19 protein-coding genes are annotated in these 25,373 nt (G+C 51.6%); 10 read left to right on the top strand and 9 right to left on the bottom strand.

What is annotated here, in order from left to right; translation table 11 throughout:
- Window positions 1-464: 464 nt before the first annotated feature.
- From ACKWCC_RS15785 to miaB, 8 genes are all read right to left on the bottom strand, one after another.
- Window positions 465-2,693 carry a DUF4838 domain-containing protein gene (locus ACKWCC_RS15785; protein WP_413996927.1) on the bottom strand — a complete coding sequence of 743 codons (2,229 nt, stop codon included), beginning with the start codon at window positions 2,691-2,693 and terminating at the stop codon, window positions 465-467.
- Between the two features lie 203 nt (window positions 2,694-2,896).
- Window positions 2,897-4,528, bottom strand: coding sequence for a chaperonin GroEL (gene groL / locus ACKWCC_RS15790; RefSeq protein WP_413996928.1), 1,632 nt, complete (start codon window positions 4,526-4,528; stop codon window positions 2,897-2,899).
- Between the two features lie 104 nt (window positions 4,529-4,632).
- Complete coding sequence (locus ACKWCC_RS15795) at window positions 4,633-4,911, bottom strand: co-chaperone GroES (protein ID WP_413996929.1); 279 nt, start codon at window positions 4,909-4,911, stop codon at window positions 4,633-4,635.
- Window positions 4,912-5,049: 138 nt separating this feature from the next.
- A complete protein-coding gene (gene secG / locus ACKWCC_RS15800) occupies window positions 5,050-5,412 on the bottom strand; it encodes a preprotein translocase subunit SecG (RefSeq protein ID WP_413996930.1) in 363 nt (120 codons plus the stop codon).
- Between the two features lie 6 nt (window positions 5,413-5,418).
- The gene (locus ACKWCC_RS15805) at window positions 5,419-6,288 is read right to left on the bottom strand and encodes a hypothetical protein (protein ID WP_413996931.1); all 870 of its coding nucleotides are present in this window, start codon (window positions 6,286-6,288) and stop codon (window positions 5,419-5,421) included.
- Window positions 6,289-6,290: 2 nt separating this feature from the next.
- Window positions 6,291-6,812, bottom strand: a complete 522-nt coding sequence (locus ACKWCC_RS15810) for an LptE family protein (protein ID WP_413996968.1) — start codon at window positions 6,810-6,812, stop codon at window positions 6,291-6,293.
- Window positions 6,813-6,827: 15 nt separating this feature from the next.
- Window positions 6,828-8,096 (bottom strand): sigma-54 interaction domain-containing protein, encoded by a 1,269-nt coding sequence (locus tag ACKWCC_RS15815; protein WP_413996932.1) that lies wholly within the window; start codon window positions 8,094-8,096, stop codon window positions 6,828-6,830.
- A 16-nt stretch (window positions 8,097-8,112) separates the two neighbouring features.
- The gene (gene miaB / locus ACKWCC_RS15820; protein ID WP_413996933.1) at window positions 8,113-9,558 is read right to left on the bottom strand and encodes a tRNA (N6-isopentenyl adenosine(37)-C2)-methylthiotransferase MiaB; all 1,446 of its coding nucleotides are present in this window, start codon (window positions 9,556-9,558) and stop codon (window positions 8,113-8,115) included.
- Between the two features lie 272 nt (window positions 9,559-9,830).
- Here miaB and ACKWCC_RS15825 point away from each other — a divergent pair, with 272 nt between their 5' ends.
- From ACKWCC_RS15825 to ACKWCC_RS15860, 8 genes are all read left to right on the top strand, one after another.
- On the top strand, window positions 9,831-11,099 hold the full coding sequence (locus ACKWCC_RS15825; protein ID WP_413996934.1) for an LVIVD repeat-containing protein: 1,269 nt from the start codon (window positions 9,831-9,833) through the stop codon (window positions 11,097-11,099).
- Between the two features lie 885 nt (window positions 11,100-11,984).
- On the top strand, window positions 11,985-14,492 hold the full coding sequence (gene topA / locus ACKWCC_RS15830; protein ID WP_413996935.1) for a type I DNA topoisomerase: 2,508 nt from the start codon (window positions 11,985-11,987) through the stop codon (window positions 14,490-14,492).
- Between the two features lie 29 nt (window positions 14,493-14,521).
- Window positions 14,522-15,679 carry a formimidoylglutamase gene (locus ACKWCC_RS15835; RefSeq protein WP_413996936.1) on the top strand — a complete coding sequence of 386 codons (1,158 nt, stop codon included), beginning with the start codon at window positions 14,522-14,524 and terminating at the stop codon, window positions 15,677-15,679.
- Between the two features lie 117 nt (window positions 15,680-15,796).
- Window positions 15,797-17,161, top strand: a complete 1,365-nt coding sequence (gene porK, locus ACKWCC_RS15840) for a T9SS ring complex lipoprotein PorK/GldK (RefSeq protein WP_413996937.1) — start codon at window positions 15,797-15,799, stop codon at window positions 17,159-17,161.
- Between the two features lie 91 nt (window positions 17,162-17,252).
- A complete protein-coding gene (gene porL, locus ACKWCC_RS15845) occupies window positions 17,253-17,912 on the top strand; it encodes a type IX secretion system motor protein PorL/GldL (protein ID WP_413996938.1) in 660 nt (219 codons plus the stop codon).
- Between the two features lie 54 nt (window positions 17,913-17,966).
- On the top strand, window positions 17,967-19,526 hold the full coding sequence (porM, locus tag ACKWCC_RS15850; protein ID WP_413996939.1) for a type IX secretion system motor protein PorM/GldM: 1,560 nt from the start codon (window positions 17,967-17,969) through the stop codon (window positions 19,524-19,526).
- Between the two features lie 62 nt (window positions 19,527-19,588).
- Complete coding sequence (gene porN, locus ACKWCC_RS15855) at window positions 19,589-20,476, top strand: type IX secretion system ring subunit PorN/GldN (protein WP_413996940.1); 888 nt, start codon at window positions 19,589-19,591, stop codon at window positions 20,474-20,476.
- A gap of 157 nt (window positions 20,477-20,633) precedes the next feature.
- On the top strand, window positions 20,634-21,695 hold the full coding sequence (locus ACKWCC_RS15860; RefSeq protein WP_413996941.1) for an NAD(P)/FAD-dependent oxidoreductase: 1,062 nt from the start codon (window positions 20,634-20,636) through the stop codon (window positions 21,693-21,695).
- 49 nt (window positions 21,696-21,744) lie between these two features.
- On the opposite strand, the gene ACKWCC_RS15865 is transcribed toward ACKWCC_RS15860, so the two are convergent.
- The gene (locus tag ACKWCC_RS15865; RefSeq protein WP_413996942.1) at window positions 21,745-22,134 is read right to left on the bottom strand and encodes a DUF983 domain-containing protein; all 390 of its coding nucleotides are present in this window, start codon (window positions 22,132-22,134) and stop codon (window positions 21,745-21,747) included.
- A gap of 115 nt (window positions 22,135-22,249) precedes the next feature.
- Between ACKWCC_RS15865 and ACKWCC_RS15870 the strand changes: the two genes are divergently transcribed.
- Window positions 22,250-24,166 carry an ABC-F family ATP-binding cassette domain-containing protein gene (locus ACKWCC_RS15870; RefSeq protein ID WP_413996943.1) on the top strand — a complete coding sequence of 639 codons (1,917 nt, stop codon included), beginning with the start codon at window positions 22,250-22,252 and terminating at the stop codon, window positions 24,164-24,166.
- Window positions 24,167-24,465: 299 nt separating this feature from the next.
- Window positions 24,466-25,347, top strand: coding sequence for a leucine-rich repeat domain-containing protein (locus ACKWCC_RS15875; protein WP_413996944.1), 882 nt, complete (start codon window positions 24,466-24,468; stop codon window positions 25,345-25,347).
- The last annotated feature ends 26 nt before the right edge of the window (window positions 25,348-25,373 follow it).

Below are 25,373 nucleotides of genomic sequence, written 5' to 3' on the forward strand. Positions count from 1 at the left end.
TCGTACTGCCGGATCATCCCGATGATCTGGCTCTCTGTAAACTTGCTTTTTTTCATTGTCCCAAAATTTAAAGTTACTCATTTTCCCATTTTAGAGCACTCCGGATTTTGGGGTAGCTTTCAGTAACACCGATAAGTTTAAAACTGCGTTTCTACGAAATTCATAATGTTTTAAAGGTTTTGAGGAGTAAAAAAAAATTATAAAACCAATATTTACGATAAAAATTAAGATGTATAAATATTGAAGCGGCCAACCCAATAGGTGATTGACTATTGACGGAATAAATAAAAGAAGTAGCCAGATTTTTATTATGTAAAGTAATGACTTGAGCATGTTACCATAAAAAGGGACTATCCCATTAAGTGTGTAAGTTAAAAATAATAGGGGTTGGACTTTTGCTTAAAGTCTCACCCTTTTTTCATAGATCGTAAGGAACTGGTTTAGGACTGTTGCCCCTATCTTTCTCAATCCACAATGATCTCATCGGCAAAAATCCAGGAGGGCAGGCCTGCGGCATGGTGCCAGTACGGGGTCTGGGTGTTCTTGGCCACCAGCTTTACGTACCGGTACTCGGATCCGTTCAGGGAGAGGTTAAAATAATGGATATCGTTCACTTTACTGTCTTTTCCCAGGGGCTGGGGGTTGGCCACCTGGCCCAGTAGGGCAAAACTTTGGTTGTCATTGGAGCCATAGTACAACACGGAGCTGGGGAAGAACACCACGTGGTTGGTAACCTGTAAAAAGGCAGTGGACAGGCTGTGCAACGGTTGTGCGCTTTCCAGGTCCACCACCACTTCCATGTCATGGCCCTCATAGCCCAGCCAATTGGCGTAAAAACTGTTGCCGCCCAGGGCACCGTCAGTGAGCACCAAGGGATCTTCGTTCGCATATTTTTTGGGTGCGGTCAGGGAGACCACGTTCTTCCCCTTGGCCTTGTTGCTCCTTTTGGCCGTTTCCATGGCGGTGGCGTAGTTCTTTTTGTATTCGGTCACGGTAAAGCCCATCTCGTTCATCAGGGTAATGTTGTTTTCCCCGGCCAGGTTGGTAAAGCGCTCCAATAGGGCCCGGGTGGTGGTATTGGTGGTTGGTTTGCCCTGGGCGTCCATGGTCACCAGGCTCAATTGTGGTGTTAGGTTTTTGCGGCTGGCCTCCAAAACGGCATAATCCACGCCCATCCGTGCCAAGCGCACCCGGTTGCGCAGTTCCGGGTTTCCGGCAACGGCCGCTTCCGCATCATCGAATAGTTGGGTGTATTTTTTGAGCAGTTCTGGGCGCAGGTAGGAATCAAAGGCTTCTGAAGGATCGCCATAGAGAAACAGAAAGAAATCTGCATCCTTGCCGATCTCCTCGTGGATCACGTCTATATATTCTTTCACATAGGGGCCAGCCGCTTCATAATAGCCGTCTGTGAATTCCGTGATCAGGTTTTCCAGGTTTTCACTGGGGTTCCACAAGAGCTTGGCCGTGATGTAGGAGCGGAGCTCAAACAGCTCGCTGGGGTGGTTGCTGTGCTGGGCAAACACCCAGTTGGCACCATTCCTATGAAATAGTGCCATATTGGGGCGCAAGGTGTGTAGGTTTGGAAAAGGGGCCAAGAAATTGGTGAATTGGGTGGTGTAGTCCCAAATACGGATATTGTCCGTCAGTTCGCTCCAGCCACGGAGGTCGCTGGCAAAGTCGGCACAGTTTTGGGCTATGGGCGCGCTGCGATCGCACTCTATGCTGCACAGGGTAATGAGTACGTTTTCCAGGGGCTTTGTCTTGGGCGGTTTGCGGGTATGCTGGTAGGCGAGGGCGGAAATGGTCTTGTCCGGAAATTGTTTGGCCACTTGGTTCACAAAGGCGATCATGCTACCTGCCGGGCTGCCGGCCTGGGTGTTCAACGCATTGCAATTTTCGCACTGGCAGTATTGCTGATTGTCGTCCTGGCTTACGGAGATCACAGAGGCCAGCGGATGGCGTTTGAACATGGCGGCCACGGAGTCCGTCACAATGCGGAGCACCTCTGGGTGGGTAAGGCACAGTTGGGTGGGCAAACGTTGTTCCCCTCTCAGGGCATAGTATTCTGGGTGGGAAGCATAGAACACGGCTTCCGGCATGAACCGATGAAAGGTGTGTACCCTTGCCTGGGGCACATAGCGCGGAAAGGCCTCCGTGGTTACCTTGTGCCGGGCGGCAAAGGCTTCGTTTTCGTAGAACAGCCTGGAGTGTACCGTGCGGGTAGTGATGGGCGGTGTGTACTGGTGGTCCATGGGGTCCAGGAAAATATTGGGGCGCTGTGGGACCACCTCCGCATTGGGAGCGTACCATTTACAGCCCAAGCTTTCTTCCAAAAAGGTGAACACGGCATGCTGCAGTGCCTCATCGGAACCGCCCAAGATATAAAGATCGTCCCCGTCTGTCCTTAGGTGCACCGTTTCGGGTTTCACGGAGTCCCCGGTAAGGGTGTTCAGGTAAACGTAGGGGCCATTGGGGGCCTTGGGGGCAGATACAATGGGCAGTTGGGCGCCACTGATGGCCTGGACATAGTGCTGTAGGGTATTGGCCGATTCCCTATCGGAGGCCGAGGCATCCGCTTTGAGCAGGATAACGTGCGAAGATGCCCCGTTTTGGGTCAGGGCCACGCCAGGGTCCGCGCAGGAGGCCATCACTGCCAGCAGGCTCATACATATCAGGAAACGGATGGTTCTCATGGTTTGTTGGTGTGGAAAGGTGGTACATAGGGTGATCTAGGTTCCGATGGAAAAGGGCCAATGGCCAGCGGCTTCCCAAGTGGGACGTCCTCTTGATCTGGCCCTTCCACGCTCTTTAAAGATACGGCTTTAAATAGAAAAACCCGCCTATGGAAGTTCCATAGGCGGGTTCTTAATGGGCTTGCCCCTGGGGGCAGGTCCTTTTACATCATTCCGGGCATGCCGCCACCGCCCATTGGGGGTGCCGCTGGTGCCTCTTCCTTGATGTCGGTCAGGGCACATTCCGTGGTCAAGATCATTCCGGCAACGGAGGCCGCATTTTCAAGTGCCACACGGGTTACCTTCTTGGGGTCGATGATGCCCGCCTTCATCATTTCAACGTATTTTTCAGACTTGGCATCGTAGCCATAATCGCCCTTGCCATCCAAGATCTTGGCAATGACCACGGAACCTTCGCCACCGGCGTTTTCCACGATCGTTCTCAGGGGAGACTCAATGGCGCGCGCCACGATCTGTAGGCCTGTGGCCTCGTCCTCGTTTTCGGTGGCCACCTTTTTCAAGGCCGTCTTGGCCCTTACCAAGGCCACGCCACCACCGGCAACAATACCTTCTTCCACCGCGGCGCGGGTGGCGTGTAGGGCATCGTCCACGCGGTCTTTCTTCTCTTTCATCTCTACCTCAGAGGCGGCACCCACATAGAGTACGGCCACGCCACCTGCCAATTTGGCCAAGCGCTCCTGAAGTTTCTCCTTGTCATAGTCAGATGTGGTGGTCTCAATTTGGGACTTGATCTGGTTTACCCTGGTCTTGATGTTCTTGGCCACACCGCCACCGTTCACCACGGTAGTGTTGTCCTTGTCTATCTGTACCTTTTCGCAGGTGCCCAGCATGTCAATGGTGGTATTGTCCAAAGAGAAGCCTCTTTCTTCCGAGATAACGGTACCACCGGTAAGAATGGCAATGTCTTCCAGCATGGCCTTTCTGCGATCGCCAAAGCCCGGGGCCTTTACGGCCGCAATTTTAAGGGAGCCCCTTAGCTTGTTCACCACTAGGGTGGCCAAGGCCTCACCGTCCACATCTTCTGCAATGATCAAAAGGGGCTTGCCAGATTGGGCCACGGGCTCCAATACGGGAAGCAGGTCTTTCATTGCCGAGATCTTCTTGTCGAACAACAAGATGTAGGGATTTTCCAGTTCGCTCACCATTTTTTCGCTGTCCGTAACAAAATAGGGGGATAGGTAGCCACGATCAAACTGCATGCCCTCCACTACGTCCACGTAGGTGTCGGTTCCCTTGGCCTCTTCCACGGTAATGACCCCTTCCTTGCCCACCTTGTCAAAGGCCTGTGCAATAAGGTCGCCAATGGTATCGTCGTTATTGGCCGATATGGAGGCCACCTGCTTTATCTTTTCAGAGGAGTCGCCCACTTTTTTGGACTGCTTGTCAAGGTCTTTGACAATGGCTTCCACCGCTTTGTCAATACCTCTTTTCAGGTCCATGGGGTTGGCACCGGCGGCCACGTTCTTAAGGCCTTCCTTTACAATGGCCTGGGCCAGTACCGTTGCGGTGGTGGTCCCATCGCCGGCAAGGTCGTTGGTCTTGGAGGCCACTTCCTTTACCATCTGTGCGCCCATGTTCTCCAAGGCGTCTGCCAACTCTATCTCCTTGGCCACGGTAACACCGTCCTTGGTCACTTGGGGCGCCCCAAAAGATTTGCTGATGATCACATTTCGCCCTTTTGGCCCCAGGGTTACCTTAACGGCATTGGCCAGTGCATCAACGCCTTTTTTTAGGCCATCTCTTGCATCTATGTCAAACTTAATTTCTTTTGCCATGATTTACTTTGTTTTTTTTGTCGCTCCCCTTGGTAAGGGACGCGATCGGTTTCCTTTTCTGTTCTTTTACTATGTTGTTTTGCTCGTGGTTTGGACGTTCTTCCTTATATGATGGCAAGGATGTCGCTCTCGCGCATCATCAGATAGTCCGTTCCGTCCAATTTTAGCTCGGTGCCGGCATACTTGCCGTAAAGCACGGTATCGTTCACCTTAACGGTAACGGCTTCGTCCTTTGTGCCCGGGCCAACGGCCACGACCTTGCCCTTTTGTGGTTTTTCCTTTGCGGTGTCCGGAATGTAGATTCCTGAAGCTGTTTTGGTTTCGGCTGCCATGGGTTCAATGAGTACCCTATCGGCCAATGGTTTGATATTAACTTTAGACATAGTATTAAAATTTAAATTGATTTTTTAACTGCAATGGTCAATGGCAGAAATTATGCCATGTCCCAAAAACTGACAGATTGGTAAACAAAAAATGCCAGCTTGTCATTAGCTGGCATTTTAATTCTTGTGTTATGGGTGTCATTCGGGCGTTTCGGGCTCCGGTGTCTCGTTGCCGGCGGGTGGCAGGACTTCCTCCGGCAAGGTCTCCGGTACGGTGGTCTCCACATCATCGCCCTGCAATAATTTTGAGTCGGCATCGCCAAAATTTCCTTTAAGGGCTATGTTGCTCGCCAAGATGAGCACCACCAAAAGGCCGGCAAGGGTCCAGGTACTCTTGTCCAAAAAATCGCCCGTTTTCTTGACGCCGCCCACCACTTGGCTGCCGCCGCCGCCAAAAGAGGAAGACAGGCCACCGCCCTTGGGGTTTTGCACCATCACCACCACGACCAACAAAAAGCAGACAATGATGATGAGAATAAGGAATATGGAAAACGTGCTCATTGGAATCTATTTATTTTCTTGCTTCAGCTTTTCTACCGCCTTGATTCGGTCTGCAAAGAAACTACTTTTTTCCGGATATTTCAAACTTAATATTTTGTAGGCCTGGATGGCTTCCACGTACTTTTTTTGCTCCACATATACCCTGGCCAAAGTGGCCGTCATGAGTTCGTTTTTATCAAAGGGGAGGCTGGTTTCCACGTGGGTGGCGGGGGCGTTCTTGTTCTTGGGGACTATTTTGGGGTTGTTGGCAATGAAACGGTCTATGCGGCTGAACTTGTCTTCCCTTTCAGGCAGGCGCCTTGTGGGTTGGCCGGGCGTGCTTTTTTGCCCCTCCGGCACTGCGGCATCTTTGTCCGTTGCCTTGCGCCGTATGGGTTTTTTTTCGGTGAGCTGCAACCACTGTGCAAAGGAGTGCTTTTCTTCCTTGTCAAAGGGCAGGGGGGTGCCCAGCTCCAAGGTTTTGGCCTCCTCCTTTTTGTTGAACAGCCCGGGGTCCAGGATGTGTTCGGCATCTGTGGTGTTCTGGGGTAGGGGCCGATCTTCCGATGGGGCAATGAGCGGCTGGGGGTTGGCCAGGGTTTCCAATGCCGGGGCCGATGCCTCTTGGGCCTTCCCGTCCGGGGTCTCCGTTTGCAGGAAATTGGGGGAGGTAATGAACTGGAACAGCACCTCACGGTCCGTGGTGTGCGCCGCCGTGGTCTTCAAGGCCTTGTTGTATTTGTAGCTGTTCAGGTTCCTGAGGCCTTTGAGGTGCATGGCCCGGGCGGCCTGGAAGTAGGGGTACTCTTCCAATATCTCCTCCAGGTGCTTGGTCTGTAAGGGGTTTACCACCTTTTCCGGATGTTGCAACAGATATGTGAATTCAGAGACGTTCATCTTTACCAGTCTGCCAGGGAGGCATTGAAGATATCTTGTGTAATACGCTCAAAGATCACTTCGTGGGCCTCACTTTTTATGGTGGCCAGCTGGGTGTTGGCGGGATAGTCAAAAAAGAACGAAAAACTTTGGTCAAAGCCCTTGTCCTCTTCCAGTCTGTTGTAAAAGCGTGCCTTTACCCGAACCGATAAGCGGTTCTGCGCCGCGGTTTGGTTGGCCGTTGCCGTCATGGGCGAAATGCGGTACTCCGTGATCTCGCCCTCGTACAGCAGGTCTGCCGTACCGGTGTTCACCAGGTCCAAGCTGGTTTGGTTCAAGATCCGATCTTGCAGGGCATTGGTAAAATCAAGGTCCATTCCGGGCTCAAAGACGGATCCGGGGCTTTGGGTGGCGTAGTTCTGAAAGCGCTTTACCTGGAATGTTTTGGCGTCTCCCACGTTGCCCCCGGTAAAATTGTACACGCCACATCCCTGTAGCAGTAGGGCGGTAAAGAGGAGCACGCCGTAAATGGATACGTGTTTCATGCGCATGGTGTCTATTTAAAGGTCGTACTGTTTAATTTTTCTGTAGAGGGTGCGTTCGGATATGCCCAGTTCCGAACTGGCGGCCTTTCGTTTGCCGTTGTTGCGCTCCAAGGATTTTTTAATGAGCTCTATTTCCTTGTCCTGTAGGGACAGGGTTTCTTCTTCCTCTATCTCTTCGGCAAAGTGGTACTTGTCCTCGGCCGGCGGCTGTTTGGGTTCCGATGGGCCCACGTAAGGCTCGGGCAACTGGAGCACTTCGGCGGCCATGGCCTCTTGGGACATGGTTTCTTCCTCATCGCCATAGATCTTTCGGATCAGGTGCTGGTTGTCTTCCTGCACCTGTTGGGAGTCGTTGTTCTTCAAAAGCTCCATGGTAAGCTTTTTTAGGTCGTTCAGGTCGCCCTTCATATCAAACAGCACCTTGTACAGAATTTCCCGTTCGCTGCCAAAATCGCTCTCTTTTTTGTTCTGGCCCACCACGGCGGGAAGGTGGGACCCACTACTGTCCGGCAAATAGCCCATTAGGGTGCCGGCATCAATGTTGCGGTTTTCTTCCAGTACGGAAACCTGTTCGGCCACGTTGCGCAATTGCCTCACATTTCCCGGCCAGCGGTACTTGAGCAGCATGGACACGGCATCTTCCGTTAGGCGTATGGTGGGCATTTTGTACTTGCGCCCAAAATCCGACGCAAATTTCCGGAACAGCAGGTGCACATCTTCCCGGCGTTCGCGCAGGGGCGGCAGCTGTATTTCCACGGTGCTCAGGCGGTAGTAGAGGTCCTCGCGGAACTTTTCTTTCTTTATGGCCTCGAACATGTTCAGGTTGGTGGCGGCCACAATGCGCACATCGGTCTTCTGCACTTGGGAGGAGCCCACTTTTAGAAATTCCCCATTTTCCAGAACGCGTAACAAGCGCACTTGGGTGGTCAGGGGAAGCTCGCCCACCTCGTCCAGGAAGATGGTTCCGCCATCGGCCACTTCAAAATAGCCCTTTCTGGTTTGGGTGGCCCCGGTAAAGGCCCCTTTTTCGTGGCCAAAGAGCTCACTGTCTATGGTGCCCTCTGGGATGGCGCCACAGTTCACGGCAATGTACTTGGCGTGCTTGCGGTGGGAGAGGGCGTGAATGATCTTGGGGATGCTTTCCTTGCCCACCCCGCTCTCTCCGGTGACCAGCACGGAGATGTCCGTGGGGGCCACCTGGATGGCTTTTTCCAAGGCACGGTTCAGCTTGGGGTCTTGCCCAATGATCTCAAAACGCTGTTTTATGTTCTGTACACTTTCCATGGAATGTGTTTTCCTTTTAATTGTTGTCCGAATGTCCCAGGGCGGTGCCCAAGAGGGTGGCCGAGGTGCAATCCGTTATTTTTACGTTCACAAATTCGCCCACTTGGTAATGCTCCTTGGGGAACACCACCACGGTGTTCTGGGTGTTGCGCCCCATCCAATGGGCGCCGGATTTTTTGGAGGGGCCCTCTATGAGCACTTCGGCCGTGCTGCCCAAATGTTGTTGGGTGCGGTACAGGCTGTGCCGGCGCTGTAGGGCAATGATCTCCTGTAGCCTTCTTTTTTTGGTGGCTTCCGGCACATCGTCCTCAAGCTTTCGTGCGGCCATGGTGCCCGGTCTCTCGGAATAGGCGAACATGAAGCCATAGTCGTACTTTACATATTCCATCAACGTGAGCGTGTCCTGGTGGTCCTGTTCCGTTTCGGTGGGGAAGCCGGTGATCATGTCCTGGCTTATGGCACAGTCGGGGATCAGTTGGCGTATGTTGTCCACAAGGGCAAAGTACTCTTCCCGGGTGTGCAGGCGGTTCATGGCCTTTAGGATGCGGTTGCTTCCGCTCTGTACGGGCAGGTGTATGTAATTGCAGATATTGGGGAACCGGGCCATGGTCTCGATCACGTCCATGGTCATGTCCTGGGGGTTGGAGGTAGAAAACCTAATGCGCATCTTGGGCTGGGCCAGGGCGGTAAGCTCCAAGAGTTTGGCAAAGTTCACGGCGGTGGCCCTCTGCATGGCACTGGCCGTTTTAAAATCTTTTTTGAGGCCGCCACCGTACCAGAGGTAGCTGTCCACGTTCTGCCCCAGGAGGGTCACTTCCCTAAAGCCTTTTTCCCAAAGGCCCTTTACCTCGGCAATGATGGAATGCGGGTCTCGGCTGCGCTCCCTGCCACGGGTAAAGGGCACCACGCAGAACGTGCACATGTTGTCACAGCCCCGGGTAATGGAGACAAAGGCCGTGACCCCGTTGGAGTTTAGGCGCACCGGCGCCACGTCTCCGTAGGTCTCGTCCTTGCTCAGGATCACGTTCACCGCACTGCGGCCCTCGTCTATTTCTTGAAGGAGGTTGGGCAGGTCCTTGTAGGCATCCGGGCCCACCACCATGTCCACTATTTTTTCCTCTTCCAGCAGCTTGCTCTTTAGGCGCTCTGCCATACAGCCAAGCACGCCCACCTTCATCTTGGGATTGCTTTTCTTTACGGCATTGAACTTCTCCAATCGCTTGCGAACGGTCTGTTCTGCCTTGTCCCGTATGGAACAGGTGTTTACCAGTACCAGATCGGCCTCCTGCATGTTCTCGGTGGTGTTGAACCCCTGTTCCGATAAAATGGAGGCCACGATCTCACTGTCCGAAAAGTTCATTTGGCAGCCATAGCTCTCAATGTAGAGCTTTCTTTGGTTGCCCTGCTCGCTTTGCCGTTTTAGGGCCGTGCCCTGTCGTTTCTCGTCAATCAGTTTCTCCATGGAGGGTGCCATTGTGTTTTACAGTGGAATGCAAAGATATCATTATAAAGAAAAAGTGTGACAATTTGACAGCCGAATTATCGTAATTTTAAGGTTCTGGCGGCTTCTGTGCCCAGTTGATGGGGGAAGCCCCCAGGGGCCCCAAGGGCAGGGAAAGAGCCTTTGGATGTAAGCGCATGGCCCTATGTTAAAAGAGGCCATTTTTCCGCCCTGGCCACGCAACCAAACGTGGAAATGCCATCTTGTGTATAACAACCCATAAACTGACTGTCATGAAAAAACAACCTTACCTGCTGCTTTTTGCCCTGTTCCTTGCCTTCTCTGCCTGTGACGACCAGGAGGACATTAGAGATGTCATGGTGGCCACCCCCATAGTAATGAACGCGGCCGAGTTCAAGGCAGATGCCATCTCCATTATGGAGCCACAGGCCATTGTCTCCAGCGGAAAGATCTATGCCTACAGACACTATATTTTTGTCAATGATGTGAACCAGGGCATTCATGTCCTGGACAACAGAGATCCCTACCAACCCAAGAAAGTGGCCTATATAAAAGTGGCGGGCAACAATGACGTGTCCATAAAAGACAACAGGCTGTATGCCGATAGCTACGGGGACCTGGTGATTTTTGACATTACCAACGTGGAGGACATAAAGCTGGTAAAGCGTATGGAAAATGCCATTTATGAATCTTCCCAGATCTGGATGTCGGGCATGGAGATGCCCCGGGCCGATTTTTACGATTATGAGGGCTTTGATCCCGAGGAAGACGTCATTGTGGGCTGGGAGGTACAGCGCCAAAAGCGGCACGTGAACGATCTTGGATGGGGAACCATGGAAAATTTTGATGCCGTGACCAACGGTCTCTCCAATGCCGCCCCATCTCGGGGCCAGGGCCAGGGCGGGTCCATGGCCAGGTTCAAGATCGTGGGCAACCATCTGTATGTGGTGGACCGCAGCAACCTCAATGTCATGGACATCTCCGACCTGGAGGCGCCCCAGGTTTTGAAAGATGTTTTTGTGGGGTGGGACATAGAGACCATCTTCAATCAGGGCAACATCTTGTTCCTGGGCGGCCGCCAGGGCATGTACATCTACGATGCCACCAACGCCGCCAAGCCCACCTTTCTGTCCGAATTTAGGCACGGCCGGGCCTGCGACCCTGTGGTGGTGGACGGGAATTTCGCCTACGTTACCCTGAAGGGCGGCAATGGCTGCGGCGACGCACAGAGCGGCCTCTACATTGTGGATGTCTCCGATCTTAAGAATCCGGAGCTCAAGGTCATGTATCCCATGGACGGGCCCAACGGTCTGGGCATTTGGGAAGACACCTTGTTTATATGCGATGGCGACTCCGGCCTAAAGGTGTATGACAAAAGTGATGCCCCCAATATAACACTGGTTAACCATTTTGAGGATATCGTTACCTATGATGTCATACCGCTTCCCACCAGCCTGTTGCTCATTGGGGACCAAACCCTGAGGCAATATGAATATCTGGAGAATGACATTGTGCCCATCAGCGTGTTCAGCCTTCAATAAAGGGGCCATATATTAAGGTATAAAAGGTGATGGCCCAAAGGGCCGTGTAGGGGTGCTGTGCGGGGCAAGGAGCATGCAAATGGAAAAGCAGGGGACCCCCCGGAGCCATGCCGGTTTTGGGGTTGTTGCCAAGCACCTTGTCCTTTGGTCCGTGTAATATCGATTTTGCCCTGGTGCCCAACGGAACCCATAAAGGGCAATTTGTACGTGCAGATGGTACCTCAAGGGTGTCCCTCGCATTTTTTGCAACATCTTGCAGCGGCAATGATGGTATTTGCACAGACCGCCCAAAGCTGTGATGGGTTTTTGTTGATGAATGGAAGCTCCCCACCTGCTCCATAGGTTCAAATTCATTGTCCCAACAACTTCATCTTCCCGTACGGGACGCATCGAACGGGTTCCATAGAGGGCCATAGGCCTTGCCCTCAGATGCCATTCTCCTCCCGTCCTATGTTTTATGTGGGCCGAGAATCCCTTTTTGGGCCCTATATGTTGTATGATGCGCCATTCGGTAAAAGCACTCGGTGGGGTGCCCGTCATATAAGGGTGCACAAAGACCATCTGCCAAGACCTCGACCTTAAAAAAAGGAACACCCTAAGTTGTTTTGGGGAATGATGGGATTTGGGCCGTTCATCTTCCCCTTGGCCGTTTGCCCCGCGAAAAAGAAAAATTGGGCATGGCCCAGCCACGGACGATTTTTATTTTTACATAGGGCGTGAAAAGGAAATCATTTACAGACCCGTTTTTCAATTGGGAAGCGGTATAACGGGCCCAAGCACAGGTTTTTTGGCTGCCCGGGCCATGTTGGTGTGGGACGCAATACGTGGGTTCGGCACGGCAAGTTCAATTTTTAGTATACCTTTGTCCCCATTAAAATTTAGTAGATGGCAAAGAATTTGGTAATCGTTGAGTCTCCTGCAAAGGCAAAGACCATAGAAAAGTTTCTGGGAAAGGATTTTAAGGTGGCCTCCAGTTTTGGGCACATTGCAGATCTTCCCTCCAAAGAGCTTGCCGTGGACGTGGACAACGGTTTTGAGCCCAAATATGTGGTGGACAAGGACAAAAAGGCCTTGGTGAAAGAATTGGGCAACCTGGCCAAAAAAGCGGACATCATTTGGTTGGCCAGTGATGAGGACCGCGAAGGAGAGGCCATATCCTGGCATTTGGCAGAGGAGCTTAAGTTGGATCGTAGCAAGACCAGGCGCATTGTCTTCAACTCCATTACCAAGAGCGCCATCCAAAAGGCCATTGAGAACCCCCGGGAAATAAACTACAACCTGGTAAACGCCCAACAGGCCAGAAGGGTCTTGGACCGTCTGGTGGGTTACCAGTTGTCTCCGGTGCTCTGGAAAAAGATAAAGCCCGGCCTTTCTGCCGGCCGCGTGCAGTCTGTTGCCGTGCGGCTCATTGTGGAGCGTGAGCGGGACATCGAGGCCTTTGTGCCCGAGGCGTCCTTTAAGATAACGGCACAGTTCAGTACCGCATCGGGCCAAGGTTTCAAGGCCAAATTGAACAAGGGCTTTCCCACCCGCGAGGAGGCCCACCAATTTTTAAAGAGCAATGTGGGCGCCGCCTTTTCGGTGGCCAAGCTGGATAAAAAGCCGGCCAAGAAATCGCCCTCCGCCCCTTTTACCACCTCTACCTTGCAGCAAGAAGCGTCCCGAAAACTCTATTTTTCGGTCAGCCGGACCATGCAGGTGGCCCAGCGGCTCTACGAGGCGGGGCTCATTACCTATATGAGAACGGACAGCGTTAACCTGAGCAATGAGGCCCTTACGGCGGCCAAGGAGGCCATTGTAAAGAACTACGGCGAAGCCTACAGCAAGGTGCGCAACTTTAAGGGGAAGTCCAAAGGGGCACAGGAGGCCCACGAAGCCATACGCCCCACCAACATGATGGCCCAGAGCCCTTCCCTGGAGCGGGACCAGAGCAAGTTGTACGACCTGATCTGGAAACGCACCGTGGCCTCACAGATGGCAGACGCCCAATTGGAGCGCACCAACGTGAGGATCAAGGCCAATGCCCACAAAGACGAGTTCACCGCCAACGGGGAGGTCATTAAATTTGACGGTTTCCTAAAAGTATACATGGAGGGCATCGATGAAGAGGATGCGGCCGAGGAGCAGGAAGGGATGCTGCCCGCCATGAAAGAAGGGGAGGCCCTGACCAATGGGCACATTACCGCCACGGAACGGTTCTCAAGGCCGCCCTACCGCTTTACCGAGGCCTCCCTGGTAAAAAAGTTGGAGGAACTGGGCATAGGCAGGCCCTCTACCTACGCCCCCACCATAAGCACCATACTAAAACGTGGCTATGTGGAGAAGGGCACCGTGGAGGGAAATGAAAGAAACTATGTACAACTGGTGCTCGCGGCAGATGCCATAAAGGAAAAGACCCTGACCGAAATGGTGGGCTCGGACAAGGGCAAAATGGTGCCCACGGACATTGGCACCATTGTCACCGATTTCTTGGTGGCCAACTTCGCCACCATACTGGATTACAACTTTACCGCCCAGGTAGAAGAGGATTTTGATGAGATCGCCACGGGGGACGAGGACTGGAAAAAAGTAATGAAGGATTTCTACGCAGACTTTGAGCCCAATCTCAAGGATGTGCTGGAGAATGCGGACAGGGCAAGTGGCGAGCGCATTTTGGGCAAGCACCCCAAAAGCGGGAAGCAAGTCTCCGTGCGGTTGGGCCGTTTTGGCCCCATGGTGCAGGTGGGCACCGTGGACGATGAGGAAAAGCCCACTTTTGCCAGTTTGTTGCCCGATCAGTCCCTGAACACCATTACCTTTGAAGAGGCCCTGGACCTTTTTAAGCTGCCCCGAAAACTCGGGGTGCACAAAGGGGAGGAAGTGGCCGCCAACGTGGGCCGCTACGGGCCCTATGTAAAGTTCGGGAAAAAATTCATCTCCATGGAAGCCTCGGACGATCCCCTGGAAATCACCATGGACCGTGCCGTGGAGCTCATTGAGGCCAAGGAAAGGGCAGATGCGCCCATTGCCCAATACGAGGGCAAGGACGTGCAGAAGGGCACCGGCCGCTTTGGCCCCTTCATCAAGTGGGACGGCATGTTCATCAACGTGAACAAGAAATACGATTTTGACAACCTTGGCCAGGCAGATATCGAGGAGCTCATTGAGGCCAAAAAACAAAAGGAGATCGAAAAGGTGGTGCAAAACTGGACCGAAGAGGGCATACGCATAGAAAAAGCCCGCTGGGGCAGGCACAACATCATCAAGGGCAAGGTAAAGGTGGAGCTCGCCAAAACGGTGGACGCGGCCAAGATGTCCCTGGAAGAGGCCAAAAAGCTCATTGAGCAGAAAACGCCAAAGAAAAAGACCGCCGCCAAAAAGAAGTCGGCCAGCAAGCGCAAGACAAAAAAGTAACCGTTTCAGAAAGTATATAGTGAACCTTCATGGCATTTGATTTTTTAGTACCTGTAGAAGACAGGGTAATGGCACATTGCGAACTCTTGCCCGCCCAGTCCCTTGGCAAAAATTGCTACATACACACCGAAAAGGACGGTCTTCCCGTACTGGCCAATGCCACCATGGCCATTGTTGGGGTCAAGGAATCCCGAAATGCCTTTGAGAAAAAACTGGAAGTTCTGGATGTCTCCGCCATTCGCATTCAACTGTACCGTTTAATGCTGGGCAACTGGGACAGTACCTTGGTGGACATGGGCGACATTGAGGAGGGCAATACCGTGGAAGACACCTACTTTGTGGTCAAAGAAGTGGTGGCCGGCCTCTTGGAAGAGAACATTATCCCCATTGTCATAGGCGCCACACAAGATATTACCTACCCTGCCTACAGGGCCTTTGACGGCATCAAGGACATGATCAACCTGGTGGCGGTGGACAGCAGGTTCGATTTTGGCATAGATGACGATCTTATCTCCTCCCATTCCTATATGAGCAAGATCATTACGGACAAGCCCAACAACCTTTTCAACTTTTCCAATATAGGTTACCAAAGCTATTTCAATGCCCAGGAAGAGGCCGATCTTATGGAGCGGCTGTTCTTTGATGCCCATCGTTTGGGCGAGATTGCCAATGACCTTACCCTGGCAGAGCCCGTCTTGCGCAATGCCCATATGGTAAGCATGGACGTGCGGGCCATAAAGGCAAGCGAACTATGCGCATCTGCAAATTTCTCCCCCAACGGTTTTACGGGACGGGAAATCTGTGCCATTGCCAGATATGCCGGCCTCAGCGACTCCCTCAGGGCCTTTGGCATCTATGAAATGGAAAACAATGTGCAGTCCCAACAGCTGGTGGCCCAAATTATCTGGTACTTTATGGAAGGGGTCAATTTCAGGATCCCGGAAAGCCCGTATTCCAAAACGGACGACTTCACCAAGTATATGGTGCCCAACGAGATGGAGGAGTTTGTTTTCTACAAGAGTCTGCTCACCGAAAGATGGTGGATGCAAGTGCCATCTATTTTCTCTTCGCATACTAAAGGCGATGCAATGGCGTTATTACCTTGCACCGAACAAGATTATCTGGACGCCTGCGACCAGAAGATTCCTGAAAGGTGGTACAAGGCCTATAAGAAGGGCTTTGAATAGCGAATTTATTTTTATGGGATTGAAACAGGATGTACAATAATTTGTACAAAACGTAGTTTTACCATGTAGAATAAACCAATTGCAGTTTATAACCGAAATCGAAATTTAACCTAGAGTATGAAGAAGCTATTGTTATCCTCCATAGCGTTTGTTTTTTTGTTTTCCAGTTGCGGATCAAAAACAAAGGGAGAACTGGTCGGGGTCCAGGGAAAGAAATGGTACCCTGAAAAACCTTATGGAATGGAGCTCATTCCCCGAGGTTCCTTTATTATGGGAAAAAGTGAGGAAGACCAGGCCAAGGCCCTGAATGCCCCTACCAAAACGGTTACGGTAAGGTCCTTTTATATGGATGACACGGAGATCACCAACAGTGAGTACCGCCAATTTGTGGAGTGGGTAAAGGACTCCATTGTGCGCACCCGTCTGGCCATATTGGCCGATGAGCTGGGCATTGGCCCCGAGGAGGGCGGCATTGGGGAGTACGCTTTTATGGATGCGGACACCACAAGATCTTCGGTTTATGACAAGTATATGCTGGACAACTACTCCGGCATGGGGGAAACCGGTTACGAGGGCAGGGCCCTGAACAAGAGCGAGGACCTGATCTGGGACACTTCGGAGTATCCCGATGAGTATTACACAGAGATCATGGACTCCCTTTACATTCCAGAGGAAGAATCTTATAACGGGCAACGCAGTATAGACGTGACCAAATTGAAGTACAAGTACACTTGGATGGACATCCAAGCTGCGGCCCGTGCGGCCAAGAAGGGCAAGGGGAGCCGAAAGGACTTTATCCGTACCGAGGAATTGGAGATCTATCCGGACACCACGGTCTGGATCAAGGATTTTGAGTACTCCTACAACGAGCCCATGCACAACGATTATTTTTGGCATGATGCCTACAGCGATTATCCCGTGGTAGGGGTGTCCTGGGAGCAGGCCAAGGCTTTTTGCCATTGGAGGACCAAGTTCAAGAACGATGACCAAAAGAGCCGCGGCAAGCAGTTTGTGAACCAGTTCAGGCTTCCCACGGAAGCGGAATGGGAGTATGCGGCCAGAGGGGGCATTGAAGGGGGCACCTACCCCTGGGGCGGTCCCTACGTGATCAGTGACACCGGTTGCTTTATGGCCAACTTTAAACCACAGCGAGGGGATTATGCAGCAGATGCGGCCCTCTACACCGTGGAGGCCAAGTCTTACGAACCCAACGATTTTAACCTATACAATATGGCGGGGAACGTGGCGGAATGGACCAATAGCAGCTACGATCCAAGTGCGTATGAATATGTATCCACCATGAACCCCAACGGCGGCGACCAAAGCAATACCAGAAAGGTGATCCGCGGTGGTTCTTGGAAAGATGTGGCCTACTTCCTACAAGTGAGCACCAGGGATTATGAGTATGCAGATTCTGCCCGTAGTTACATTGGCTTCAGAACCGTACAGGATTATATGGGCGAGGAAGATACCACCCAATAAACGTTAAGAAACCTCATAAAATTTTTATAATAAACCAAATAGTAGCATTTTTAAACCAAATCTTAATTTTAACCTTAAATTTTAGTAAATCATGGCACAGTCAAAATCAACAAAGAAATTATTCAACATGGCCTACGGCCTGGGAGCGTCCGTAGTGATCATTGGTGCATTGTTCAAAATCCTGCACTGGGAAATTGGCCCCCTTAACGGAGGTGTCCTCCTTGCGATCGGTCTGATCACGGAAGCCCTCATTTTTGCCATCAGTGCATTTGAGCCCGTGGAAGACGAGCTGGATTGGTCACTGGTGTACCCAGAGTTGGCCAATGGTGAGGCCCAACCAAGGGAACAGAAGGCCAACCAATTGGCAGAGGTACAGGAGGCAGAGACCTCATTGTCCAAAAAATTGGACGACCTTTTGAAAGAGGCCGGCGTGGATGCCAACCTTATGGAGAGCCTTGGTACCAGCATCAAGAATTTTGAAGGTGCCGCCAAGGGCATTGCCCCAACCGTTGACGCAATGGAATCCACCAAGAAATATTCTGAGGAAATGGTACAGGCCGCTGCCCAGATGGAGTCTTTGAACAGCCTTTACAAGGTACAGTTGGAGAGCGCCAGCAGGCAGGCCACAGTGAACGAGGAAGTGGTACAGAACGCCAGTGCCCTAAAGGACCAGATGGCCTCCTTGAGCACCAACCTTTCTTCCCTAAATGGCGTTTATGGCGGCATGTTGACCGCAATGAACAGGAACTAATTGGATTTTATACAACCCCAAATCATTTATTCATTAAAATCTAATTAAGAAACCATGGCAGGAGGAAAAGAAACACCACGTCAGAAGATGATCAATCTCATGTATTTGATCTTCATCGCAATGCTTGCTCTCAACATGAGCAAAGAGGTATTGGCGGCATTCGGCATCATGAACGAGAAGCTGGAAGTCTCCAATGAAAAGACCACCGCTAGCAACAACGCCTTTTTGGAAAGCCTTGGCACCAAGGCCTCTGAAAATGCCGCGAAGTACGAAAAGATCTACAAGGATGCACAGACCATAAAGACCCTTTCGCAGGAGTATTATGATTATCTGGAAGGTCTAAAACAAGGTATGATGGAGGGGATAGAAGACCCCAAGGACTATACCCGTATGGACAACTCAAGCTTTTTGGACCAAGCGTTCTTTCAAGGCGAAAATTTGTCTGAAGGTGGCCAGGAGTTTATAGATCGCCTAACGGGCTACAGGGACCAAGTGTCCCAGATCGTGCCCAAGGATTTGAAATCTTCCGTGATCGACCGTTTTGAAACGGGAGATGAGAACGGAAAGGTGGAAAAGCGTGACGGTACCAAGCAAGAATGGATCAAGTACCACTATGAGGGGTATCCCCTGGTGGCCTCCTTGGCCAAGCTAACCGCCTTGCAGGCAGACATCAAGACCACCGAAGAAGCGGCCTTGAAGTCCATGTTGGCGGGAGAACTGTCCGATCAAGTGTCCCTTAAGAACTTTGCCACGTCCCTGTTGGCCAGCAAATCTGCCTACTACTCCGGAGAGGCGTATGACGGTAAGATCATCATCAGTAAGACCGATGCCACCGCTACCCCGGTGCGCGCCGAGCTTACCTTGGATGGAAGAAAGCTTACAGAGGGCAAAGACTACAAATTGGAGGCCGGCGGGGTCAAGATGCTCATAGGAGCAGGTGCCCCGGGAGACCACGAGGTGGCCGGAACCCTGTTTTTCCAACAGGACGGTGAGGAAATAGAAGTACCGGTGAAGAACAGCTTTGCCACCATTTCCAAGCCAAACGCAGCCTTGATCGCCGCAGACAAGATGAATGTGGTCTATCGCGGTGTGGCCAACCCCATGAGCATTTCCATACCGGGGATACCCAATAACAAGGTACGTGCCAATGCCCCCGGGCTCTCTGCGGTGAGCGGAAGCAAGTATGTCATGAACCCCGGAAAGGGACGTTCCGTTACCATTATCGCCTCTGGAACCCTTCCCGATGGCCAAACGGTATCTTCCAAATCCGAATTTAGGATCAAGGACATTCCAAGGCCGGAAGGTTCCTTGAGCAAGCAAACAGGTACCCTGTCCTTGCCCAAGCGAAACATTGAGATCGGTACCATTGGTGCCTCCTTGCCCGACTTTGATTTTGACCTGAACCTTGCCGTGAGCGGCTTTAAGTTCAAGGTGCCCGGACAGCCTACCATTAAGGTAAACGGCAACAAGTTGGATAGTAGGGCCAAATCTGCCCTGCAACGCGCCAAGCGTGGGGATGCGGTTCAGATCTTTGATATCGAAGCCTATATTACCAACAACAAATCGTACAGATTGAAAAAAGTCTCCCCAATAGTGATTGAGGTGGCAAATTAATAGAGCAAGTAAACCATACCGGGCGTTTTAACAAGCGTCCGGTTACTTTAAACAGATTACAGATGAATTGGAAAAATGTTTTGTTCATTGGAGCCGTAAGCTTATTGCCCGCGTCCATGATGGCGCAGGCCAATATCCTGAATGCCAAAAAGCCCGAGGAGATCGGGGTGCGCACCGAGGCCCAAAAGGCCGTGGACAATGATGCTCCCCTGGAGTACGCTTACGTGGACGATCGCGACATTCTCTGGTCCAAGACCCTATGGGAAACCATAGACCTGGACGAACGCGTTAACTTTCCGCTCTACTACCCCACGGATACCATGGGCATTGGTAAGGACAGACGCTCCCTGTACCACGTTTTGGTGAAAAGCATCAAAAATGGTGATCTGGAAGTCTATACCGATTCCTATTTTACGGAGAAAAGGAAGTTCAGTGACCTGAGCGCCTCCCTCCAGTCCGTGGATACCCTGGAGTTTGGTATTGAGCAGTTGAACGCCGGTGAACAGCTCTCAGAGGAGTTTGTGACCAGGCGTGAGATTGATGCCTCGCTCATTGAGGAGTACCGCATAAAGGGCATGTGGTATTTTGATAAGCGCATGGGCGAACTAAAGTACCGTTTGTTGGGCATTGCCCCGGTAGCTCCAGATGTTAACTTTTTGGATGATGAGAATCCGGACAAAGTAGAGCTCTTCTGGGTCTGGTACCCAGATGCCCGTGGCATTTTGCACGAGGCCAAGGTCTTTAACCAACAGAATTCCGCACAGCCCATTTCCTTTGACATGCTGCTGAACGCCAGACGCTTCAACGCGGTCATTTACAAGGAAGACAATGTGTACGGAGACCGTGAGGTAAAGGACTATATTGCAGACAATGCCTTGTTCCAGCTCTTGGAGGCCAAAAGAATCAAGGAGGCCATACGGGACAGGGAGCAGGATATGTGGGCCTATTGAGCCCATGCTTTCCAATTCATAAGAACTTAAAGTCCCGGCCCAAGGCCGGGACTTTTTTGTTTTGCACGGACCGGGCAAGGGAAATGCCCTGTGTCCCTCCCTGGATCCCTATCCATTTCGTTTGGGGCCGTAGCCGGGATTTGAATACCTTTGTGGTATGTTGGACTATATGGTGGTGGGCCTGGGCTTGGCCGGAGTGCCCTTTTGCGAACGGCTGCGCGCGCGGCAAAAGACCTTTTTGGTCTTTGATGATGACTCCCAATGTGCCTCCAAAGTGGCCGGGGGGCTCATTAACCCCGTGATCTTAAAACGGTTCAACCTGGCGTGGAGGGCCCAGGAGCACCTGCCCCTTGCCTTGGAGTTTTACCGATCGTTGGAAACTGCCCTGGGCCAACCGCTCTTGGAGCCCCAGACCATTTTGCGCCGCTTTGTTTCGGTGGACGAACAGAACCGCTGGTTCGAGGCCACGGAAAAACCCAGTGTAAGACCTTACCTGTGCGACACCGTGGTGCCCAATGCCAACCCGTACATCAAAGCACCTTTGGGCTTTGGCAAGGTCCTTGGCGCCCACCGTCTGGACACGCAAGGCATGTTGGCCGCGTATTCCGATCTGCTGCGGAAGATGGGGTGCCTAAAGCGGGAGCACTTTGATCATGCACAGGTGGGCATCCATCAACATCATCTTTCCTATAAGGGTGTCCAAGCGCGTCATCTGGTGTTCGCGGATGGCTTTGGACTAAAGGGCAATCCCTTTTTTAAGTATTTGCCCATGCAAGGTTCAAAAGGGGAATACTTGATCATTTCCTCGGAAGCATTGGGAGAACGCAGCGCCATAAAATCGGCCATCTTTATTTTGCCCTTGGGCAATCACCGCTATAAGGTGGGGGCCAATTATAACCGTACGGACAAGACCAATGTACCCACGGGCCCCGGCAGGGAAAAACTGTTGTCACAGCTGCAAGAGGTGATCAACTGTTCTTTTTCCGTGGTTAACCACGTGGCCGGTGTGCGCCCCACCGTTGCAGACCGTAGGCCTTTGGTGGGCAGGCACCCGGTGCACGAACGGGTCTGGACGCTCAATGGCTTTGGCTCGCACGGCCTAACCACGGCCCCTTGGGCGGCGCAGCGGTTGTACGGGCACATTGAGAAGGGCAGTCCCTTGAGTCCGGAAGTGGACGTGAAGAGGTATGCCAATTCCTACCCGGAAACGGAGCCCTAAACAGCAAAGGGCCCAGGGCCATGGGTTGGATGTCTTTCCAACAATTGGCTCAAGCCCCTTGTTGGGCCGCACTGGGGTCATAGTTAATGAAGAAATTGATCCAAATGTTGCGCGCCAGCCGCATGATCAGCGGCATAAAAAGAATCAGGGTCATGACAATGGCAATGAAGGCGGTGATCATCCCGGATCCAAAAAAAACGAAGCTGATGATAAAGGCGGCCACTGAAAAGGCCACACCCAATCCATAACTTACGTACATGGCACCATAAAAGAAAGAGGGTTCCATCTTGTATTTGGTGTTACAGATGGAGCAGCGCTCATGCATCTTGTAAACAGCCCCCAAATAGTAGGGGTTGGGGTTCGCGTACATGCTTTCCCCATGGCATTTGGGGCAAGTTCCTGTTAAAACACTGTAGAGTTTGTTTCCTTTTTTTAACATTTGCACATCTTTGTGTAAAGTTAGCAAATATATCAGGCATTCGGTGCCATTGAAACTTTAATGTTGTCACTGCGGCAGGCAACAAAACCCTTTTGAAAAGCAGTAAATTACAGGTATGCTAAACATTCATAACCTTTCCGTTTCCTTTGGGGGCGAGTATCTGTTCCATGAGATCTCCTTTAGGCTCAATGCGGGCAACCGGGTAGGGCTTGTGGGCAAGAACGGGGCGGGAAAGTCCACCTTGCTGAAACTCTTGGCCAAGGACATGCCGGTGGATTCCGGAACCATTGCCATGGAAAAGGAGATCAAGATCGGCTTCTTAAGACAGGACATAGATTTTGAGATGGGCCGCACGGTGTTGGAGGAGAGCTACCAGGCCTTTGGGGCGCTCAAGAAATTGGAGTCCCGCTTGGAGCACATCAATCAACAATTGGCAGAACGCACGGACTATGAGAGCGAAGGGTACAACCAACTTATGGTGGACCTCAGTGACGTAACCCACCAATATGAAATTCTAGGGGGCTACAACTATCAGGGCGAGACGGAAAAGATCCTCTTGGGGCTGGGCTTCACCAGAAAGGATTTCAACAAGCGCACCGAGACCTTTTCCGGTGGATGGCGCATGCGCATAGAGTTGGCCAAACTATTGTTACAGAACAATGATGTGCTGCTCCTGGACGAGCCCACCAACCATTTGGACATAGAGTCCATCCTTTGGTTTGAACAATTTTTGAACAATTATACCGGCGCGGTGGTCATTGTTTCCCATGACAAGATGTTCTTGGACAACGTTACCAACCGCACCATAGAGATCTCCCTGGGGCGCATTTACGACTACAACAAGCCCTACAGCCAATATTTGGTGCTACGGCACGAGATAAAACAACAACAGCTGAACGCACAGAAGAACCAAGAGCGGGAGATCCAGCAGGCAGAGCGCCTCATTGAAAAGTTCAGGGCCAAATCCACCAAGGCCTCCATGGCACAATCCCTCATTAAAAAGTTGGACCGAATGGACCGCATTGAGGTGGATGAGGACGATACCAGTGTCATGAGCCTTCGCTTTCCCGTCTCGGTCACGCCGGGCAAGGTGGTGGTGGCCATGGAAGGGCTTACCAAACGTTACGGAGATCATTTGGTATTGGAGCACATAGACCTGCTCATTGAGCGAGACAGCAAGACGGCCTTTGTGGGGCAAAACGGGCAGGGAAAGTCCACCTTGGCCAAGATCATCATCGGGGAATTGGCGCACGAGGGCGAACTGAAACTGGGGCACAACGTGCAGATCGGGTATTTTGCCCAAAACCAGGCCGAATATTTGGATGGCAACAAGACCATTTTGGACACGATGATCGATGCCGCGAACGAAAAGAACCGCAGCAAGGTGCGCGATATTTTGGGCTCTTTCCTCTTTCGTGGAGACGAGGTGGAAAAGTACGTAAAGGTCCTTTCCGGTGGGGAACGCAACCGTTTGGCCTTGGCCAAGATGTTGTTGCAGCCCTTTAATGTGCTGGTCATGGACGAGCCCACCAACCATTTGGACATCAAATCCAAGAACGTGCTCAAAGAGGCCTTGAAGAATTTTGAGGGCACCTTGATCGTGGTGTCCCACGATCGCGACTTTTTGGAAGGCCTTACCAATAAGGTCTATGAATTCAAGGACAGGAAAATAAAGGAATACCTGGGAGACATCTCCTACTACTTGGAAGAGCGCAAGGCGGCAGATTTTAGGGCCATTGAGAAAAAACAGGACACCAGGGCAAAGGAGAAGAAGACCTCCACCGGGGGCAGTTTCAAAGAACAGAAGAAACTAAAGAGCCTCAAGAACAAATTGAGTTCAGTGGAGAGCAAGATTGCCCAATTGGAAAAGGAGATCAAAAAAATGGACCACGAATTGTTGGTGGACTATGATGCCACCATTGCCCAGCCCAATTTCTTTGACGGCTACCACGGCAAGAAGAAGTCTTTGGAAGCCTTGATGTCCTCCTGGGCAGAGCTTACCGAGACCTTGGAGGTCCTAGAGGCCAAATAGCGCCCCACGGGACGGAAAACCCCGGCCATCCCACTTCGTCACATTGAAACGACCTTTCGCAACGGTTTAGGGGCTTTTCACAACATTCCGAGGCTGTTTGCCGATTATTTAGTGCGGTTTAGCGTTGTAATACTAAATTTGTAAGATAATTCTTATAATTATTGTTTTCTTAACCCTATAATCGTATGAAATGAGCCATGGCATTGCGGGATACCAACCGAAATGTTGATTGGCGAATTACACCCGCCTGAAACGGAACGGGCAGGTCTTACCTTAAAAAAACAAATAAATATCAACAGATGAAAAAAATTGTTCTCCTTCTTTGTTCGGTTGCGTTTTTTGTTCAGCCCCTACAGGCCAAACAAGTATCCAAAAAGGAAAAACGGGCACTGGTGAGCCTATACGAGAGCACCAATGGACGCCATTGGGTTCGCAAGTGGGATGTAAGGGCACCGGTGTCGCAATGGCATGGTGTTACGGTGAAAGAGGGCAAGGTGGTGGCACTGGACCTTTTTAACAACAATCTTATGGGGCCCATCCCGGAGCAATTGGCAGACCTGGAACATTTGGAAGTGCTGAACCTGGCCTTCAATGCCCTTACGGGAGAAATACCGGATGCCCTGGCGCATTTGGCCCAGCTACAGGTGCTGAAGTTGGAGATGAACCGGCTTATGGGTCCTTTGCCACAAGAACTGGGAAGCTTAAACCGGCTCAAGGAGCTTTCGGCCTTCAACAATTTTTTATCGGGCACCTTGCCCGAGGCCCTCGGCAATTTAAAGGAGTTAAGGATTTTGAACCTTTCCAGCAATGCTTTTGAAGGTGGCATACCGCCCTCCCTGGGCAACTTGGCCAAATTGGAGGTCCTGGGCCTCTTCCAGAACGCCCTCCAAGGATCCCTGCCCGCCACCATGGGGCAGCTAAAGGGGTTAAGGGAACTGGTATTGGCCAACAACGAGCTCAACGGGGATATTCCCGCAGAGTTTGGGCAGCTGGCCAGTCTGGAGATCTTGCAGATACAGAACAATAAATTCAATTCCTTCAAGAACCTGGAACTTCTGCAAAACAGGGATTACCTGGTGTTCGACTATGATAGGGAAGATGCAAAGAATAAGTTCAAGGACATAAAATTGGACAAGACCCGTATGGCAGATACCAAGTTCGAGGATGATATTGAGGAGTGATGTGGTTTATACTTTTTGGTTAGTTT

The sequence above is a fragment of the Maribacter aquimarinus genome (assembly GCF_047345505.1).
In the GTDB taxonomy this organism is placed as follows: Bacteria; Bacteroidota; Bacteroidia; order Flavobacteriales; family Flavobacteriaceae; genus Maribacter.

What these genes read in the sequence shown, in the direction of transcription:
- ACKWCC_RS15785 (WP_413996927.1), bottom strand. Translation starts at nt 2,693, where the DNA reads ATGAGAACCATCCGTTTCCTGATATGTATGAGCCTGCTGGCAGTGATG.
- porK (WP_413996937.1), top strand. Translation starts at nt 15,797, where the DNA reads ATGAAGAAGCTATTGTTATCCTCCATAGCGTTTGTTTTTTTGTTTTCC.
- porM (WP_413996939.1), top strand. Translation starts at nt 17,967, where the DNA reads ATGGCAGGAGGAAAAGAAACACCACGTCAGAAGATGATCAATCTCATG.
- miaB (WP_413996933.1), bottom strand. Translation starts at nt 9,558, where the DNA reads ATGGAGAAACTGATTGACGAGAAACGACAGGGCACGGCCCTAAAACGG.
- secG (WP_413996930.1), bottom strand. Translation starts at nt 5,412, where the DNA reads ATGAGCACGTTTTCCATATTCCTTATTCTCATCATCATTGTCTGCTTT.
- ACKWCC_RS15805 (WP_413996931.1), bottom strand. Translation starts at nt 6,288, where the DNA reads ATGAACGTCTCTGAATTCACATATCTGTTGCAACATCCGGAAAAGGTG.
- ACKWCC_RS15835 (WP_413996936.1), top strand. Translation starts at nt 14,522, where the DNA reads ATGGCATTTGATTTTTTAGTACCTGTAGAAGACAGGGTAATGGCACAT.
- ACKWCC_RS15870 (WP_413996943.1), top strand. Translation starts at nt 22,250, where the DNA reads ATGCTAAACATTCATAACCTTTCCGTTTCCTTTGGGGGCGAGTATCTG.
- porN (WP_413996940.1), top strand. Translation starts at nt 19,589, where the DNA reads ATGAATTGGAAAAATGTTTTGTTCATTGGAGCCGTAAGCTTATTGCCC.
- porL (WP_413996938.1), top strand. Translation starts at nt 17,253, where the DNA reads ATGGCACAGTCAAAATCAACAAAGAAATTATTCAACATGGCCTACGGC.
- topA (WP_413996935.1), top strand. Translation starts at nt 11,985, where the DNA reads ATGGCAAAGAATTTGGTAATCGTTGAGTCTCCTGCAAAGGCAAAGACC.
- ACKWCC_RS15875 (WP_413996944.1), top strand. Translation starts at nt 24,466, where the DNA reads ATGAAAAAAATTGTTCTCCTTCTTTGTTCGGTTGCGTTTTTTGTTCAG.
- ACKWCC_RS15865 (WP_413996942.1), bottom strand. Translation starts at nt 22,134, where the DNA reads ATGTTAAAAAAAGGAAACAAACTCTACAGTGTTTTAACAGGAACTTGC.
- ACKWCC_RS15815 (WP_413996932.1), bottom strand. Translation starts at nt 8,096, where the DNA reads ATGGAAAGTGTACAGAACATAAAACAGCGTTTTGAGATCATTGGGCAA.
- ACKWCC_RS15795 (WP_413996929.1), bottom strand. Translation starts at nt 4,911, where the DNA reads ATGTCTAAAGTTAATATCAAACCATTGGCCGATAGGGTACTCATTGAA.
- ACKWCC_RS15825 (WP_413996934.1), top strand. Translation starts at nt 9,831, where the DNA reads ATGAAAAAACAACCTTACCTGCTGCTTTTTGCCCTGTTCCTTGCCTTC.
- ACKWCC_RS15860 (WP_413996941.1), top strand. Translation starts at nt 20,634, where the DNA reads ATGTTGGACTATATGGTGGTGGGCCTGGGCTTGGCCGGAGTGCCCTTT.
- ACKWCC_RS15810 (WP_413996968.1), bottom strand. Translation starts at nt 6,812, where the DNA reads ATGAAACACGTATCCATTTACGGCGTGCTCCTCTTTACCGCCCTACTG.
- groL (WP_413996928.1), bottom strand. Translation starts at nt 4,528, where the DNA reads ATGGCAAAAGAAATTAAGTTTGACATAGATGCAAGAGATGGCCTAAAA.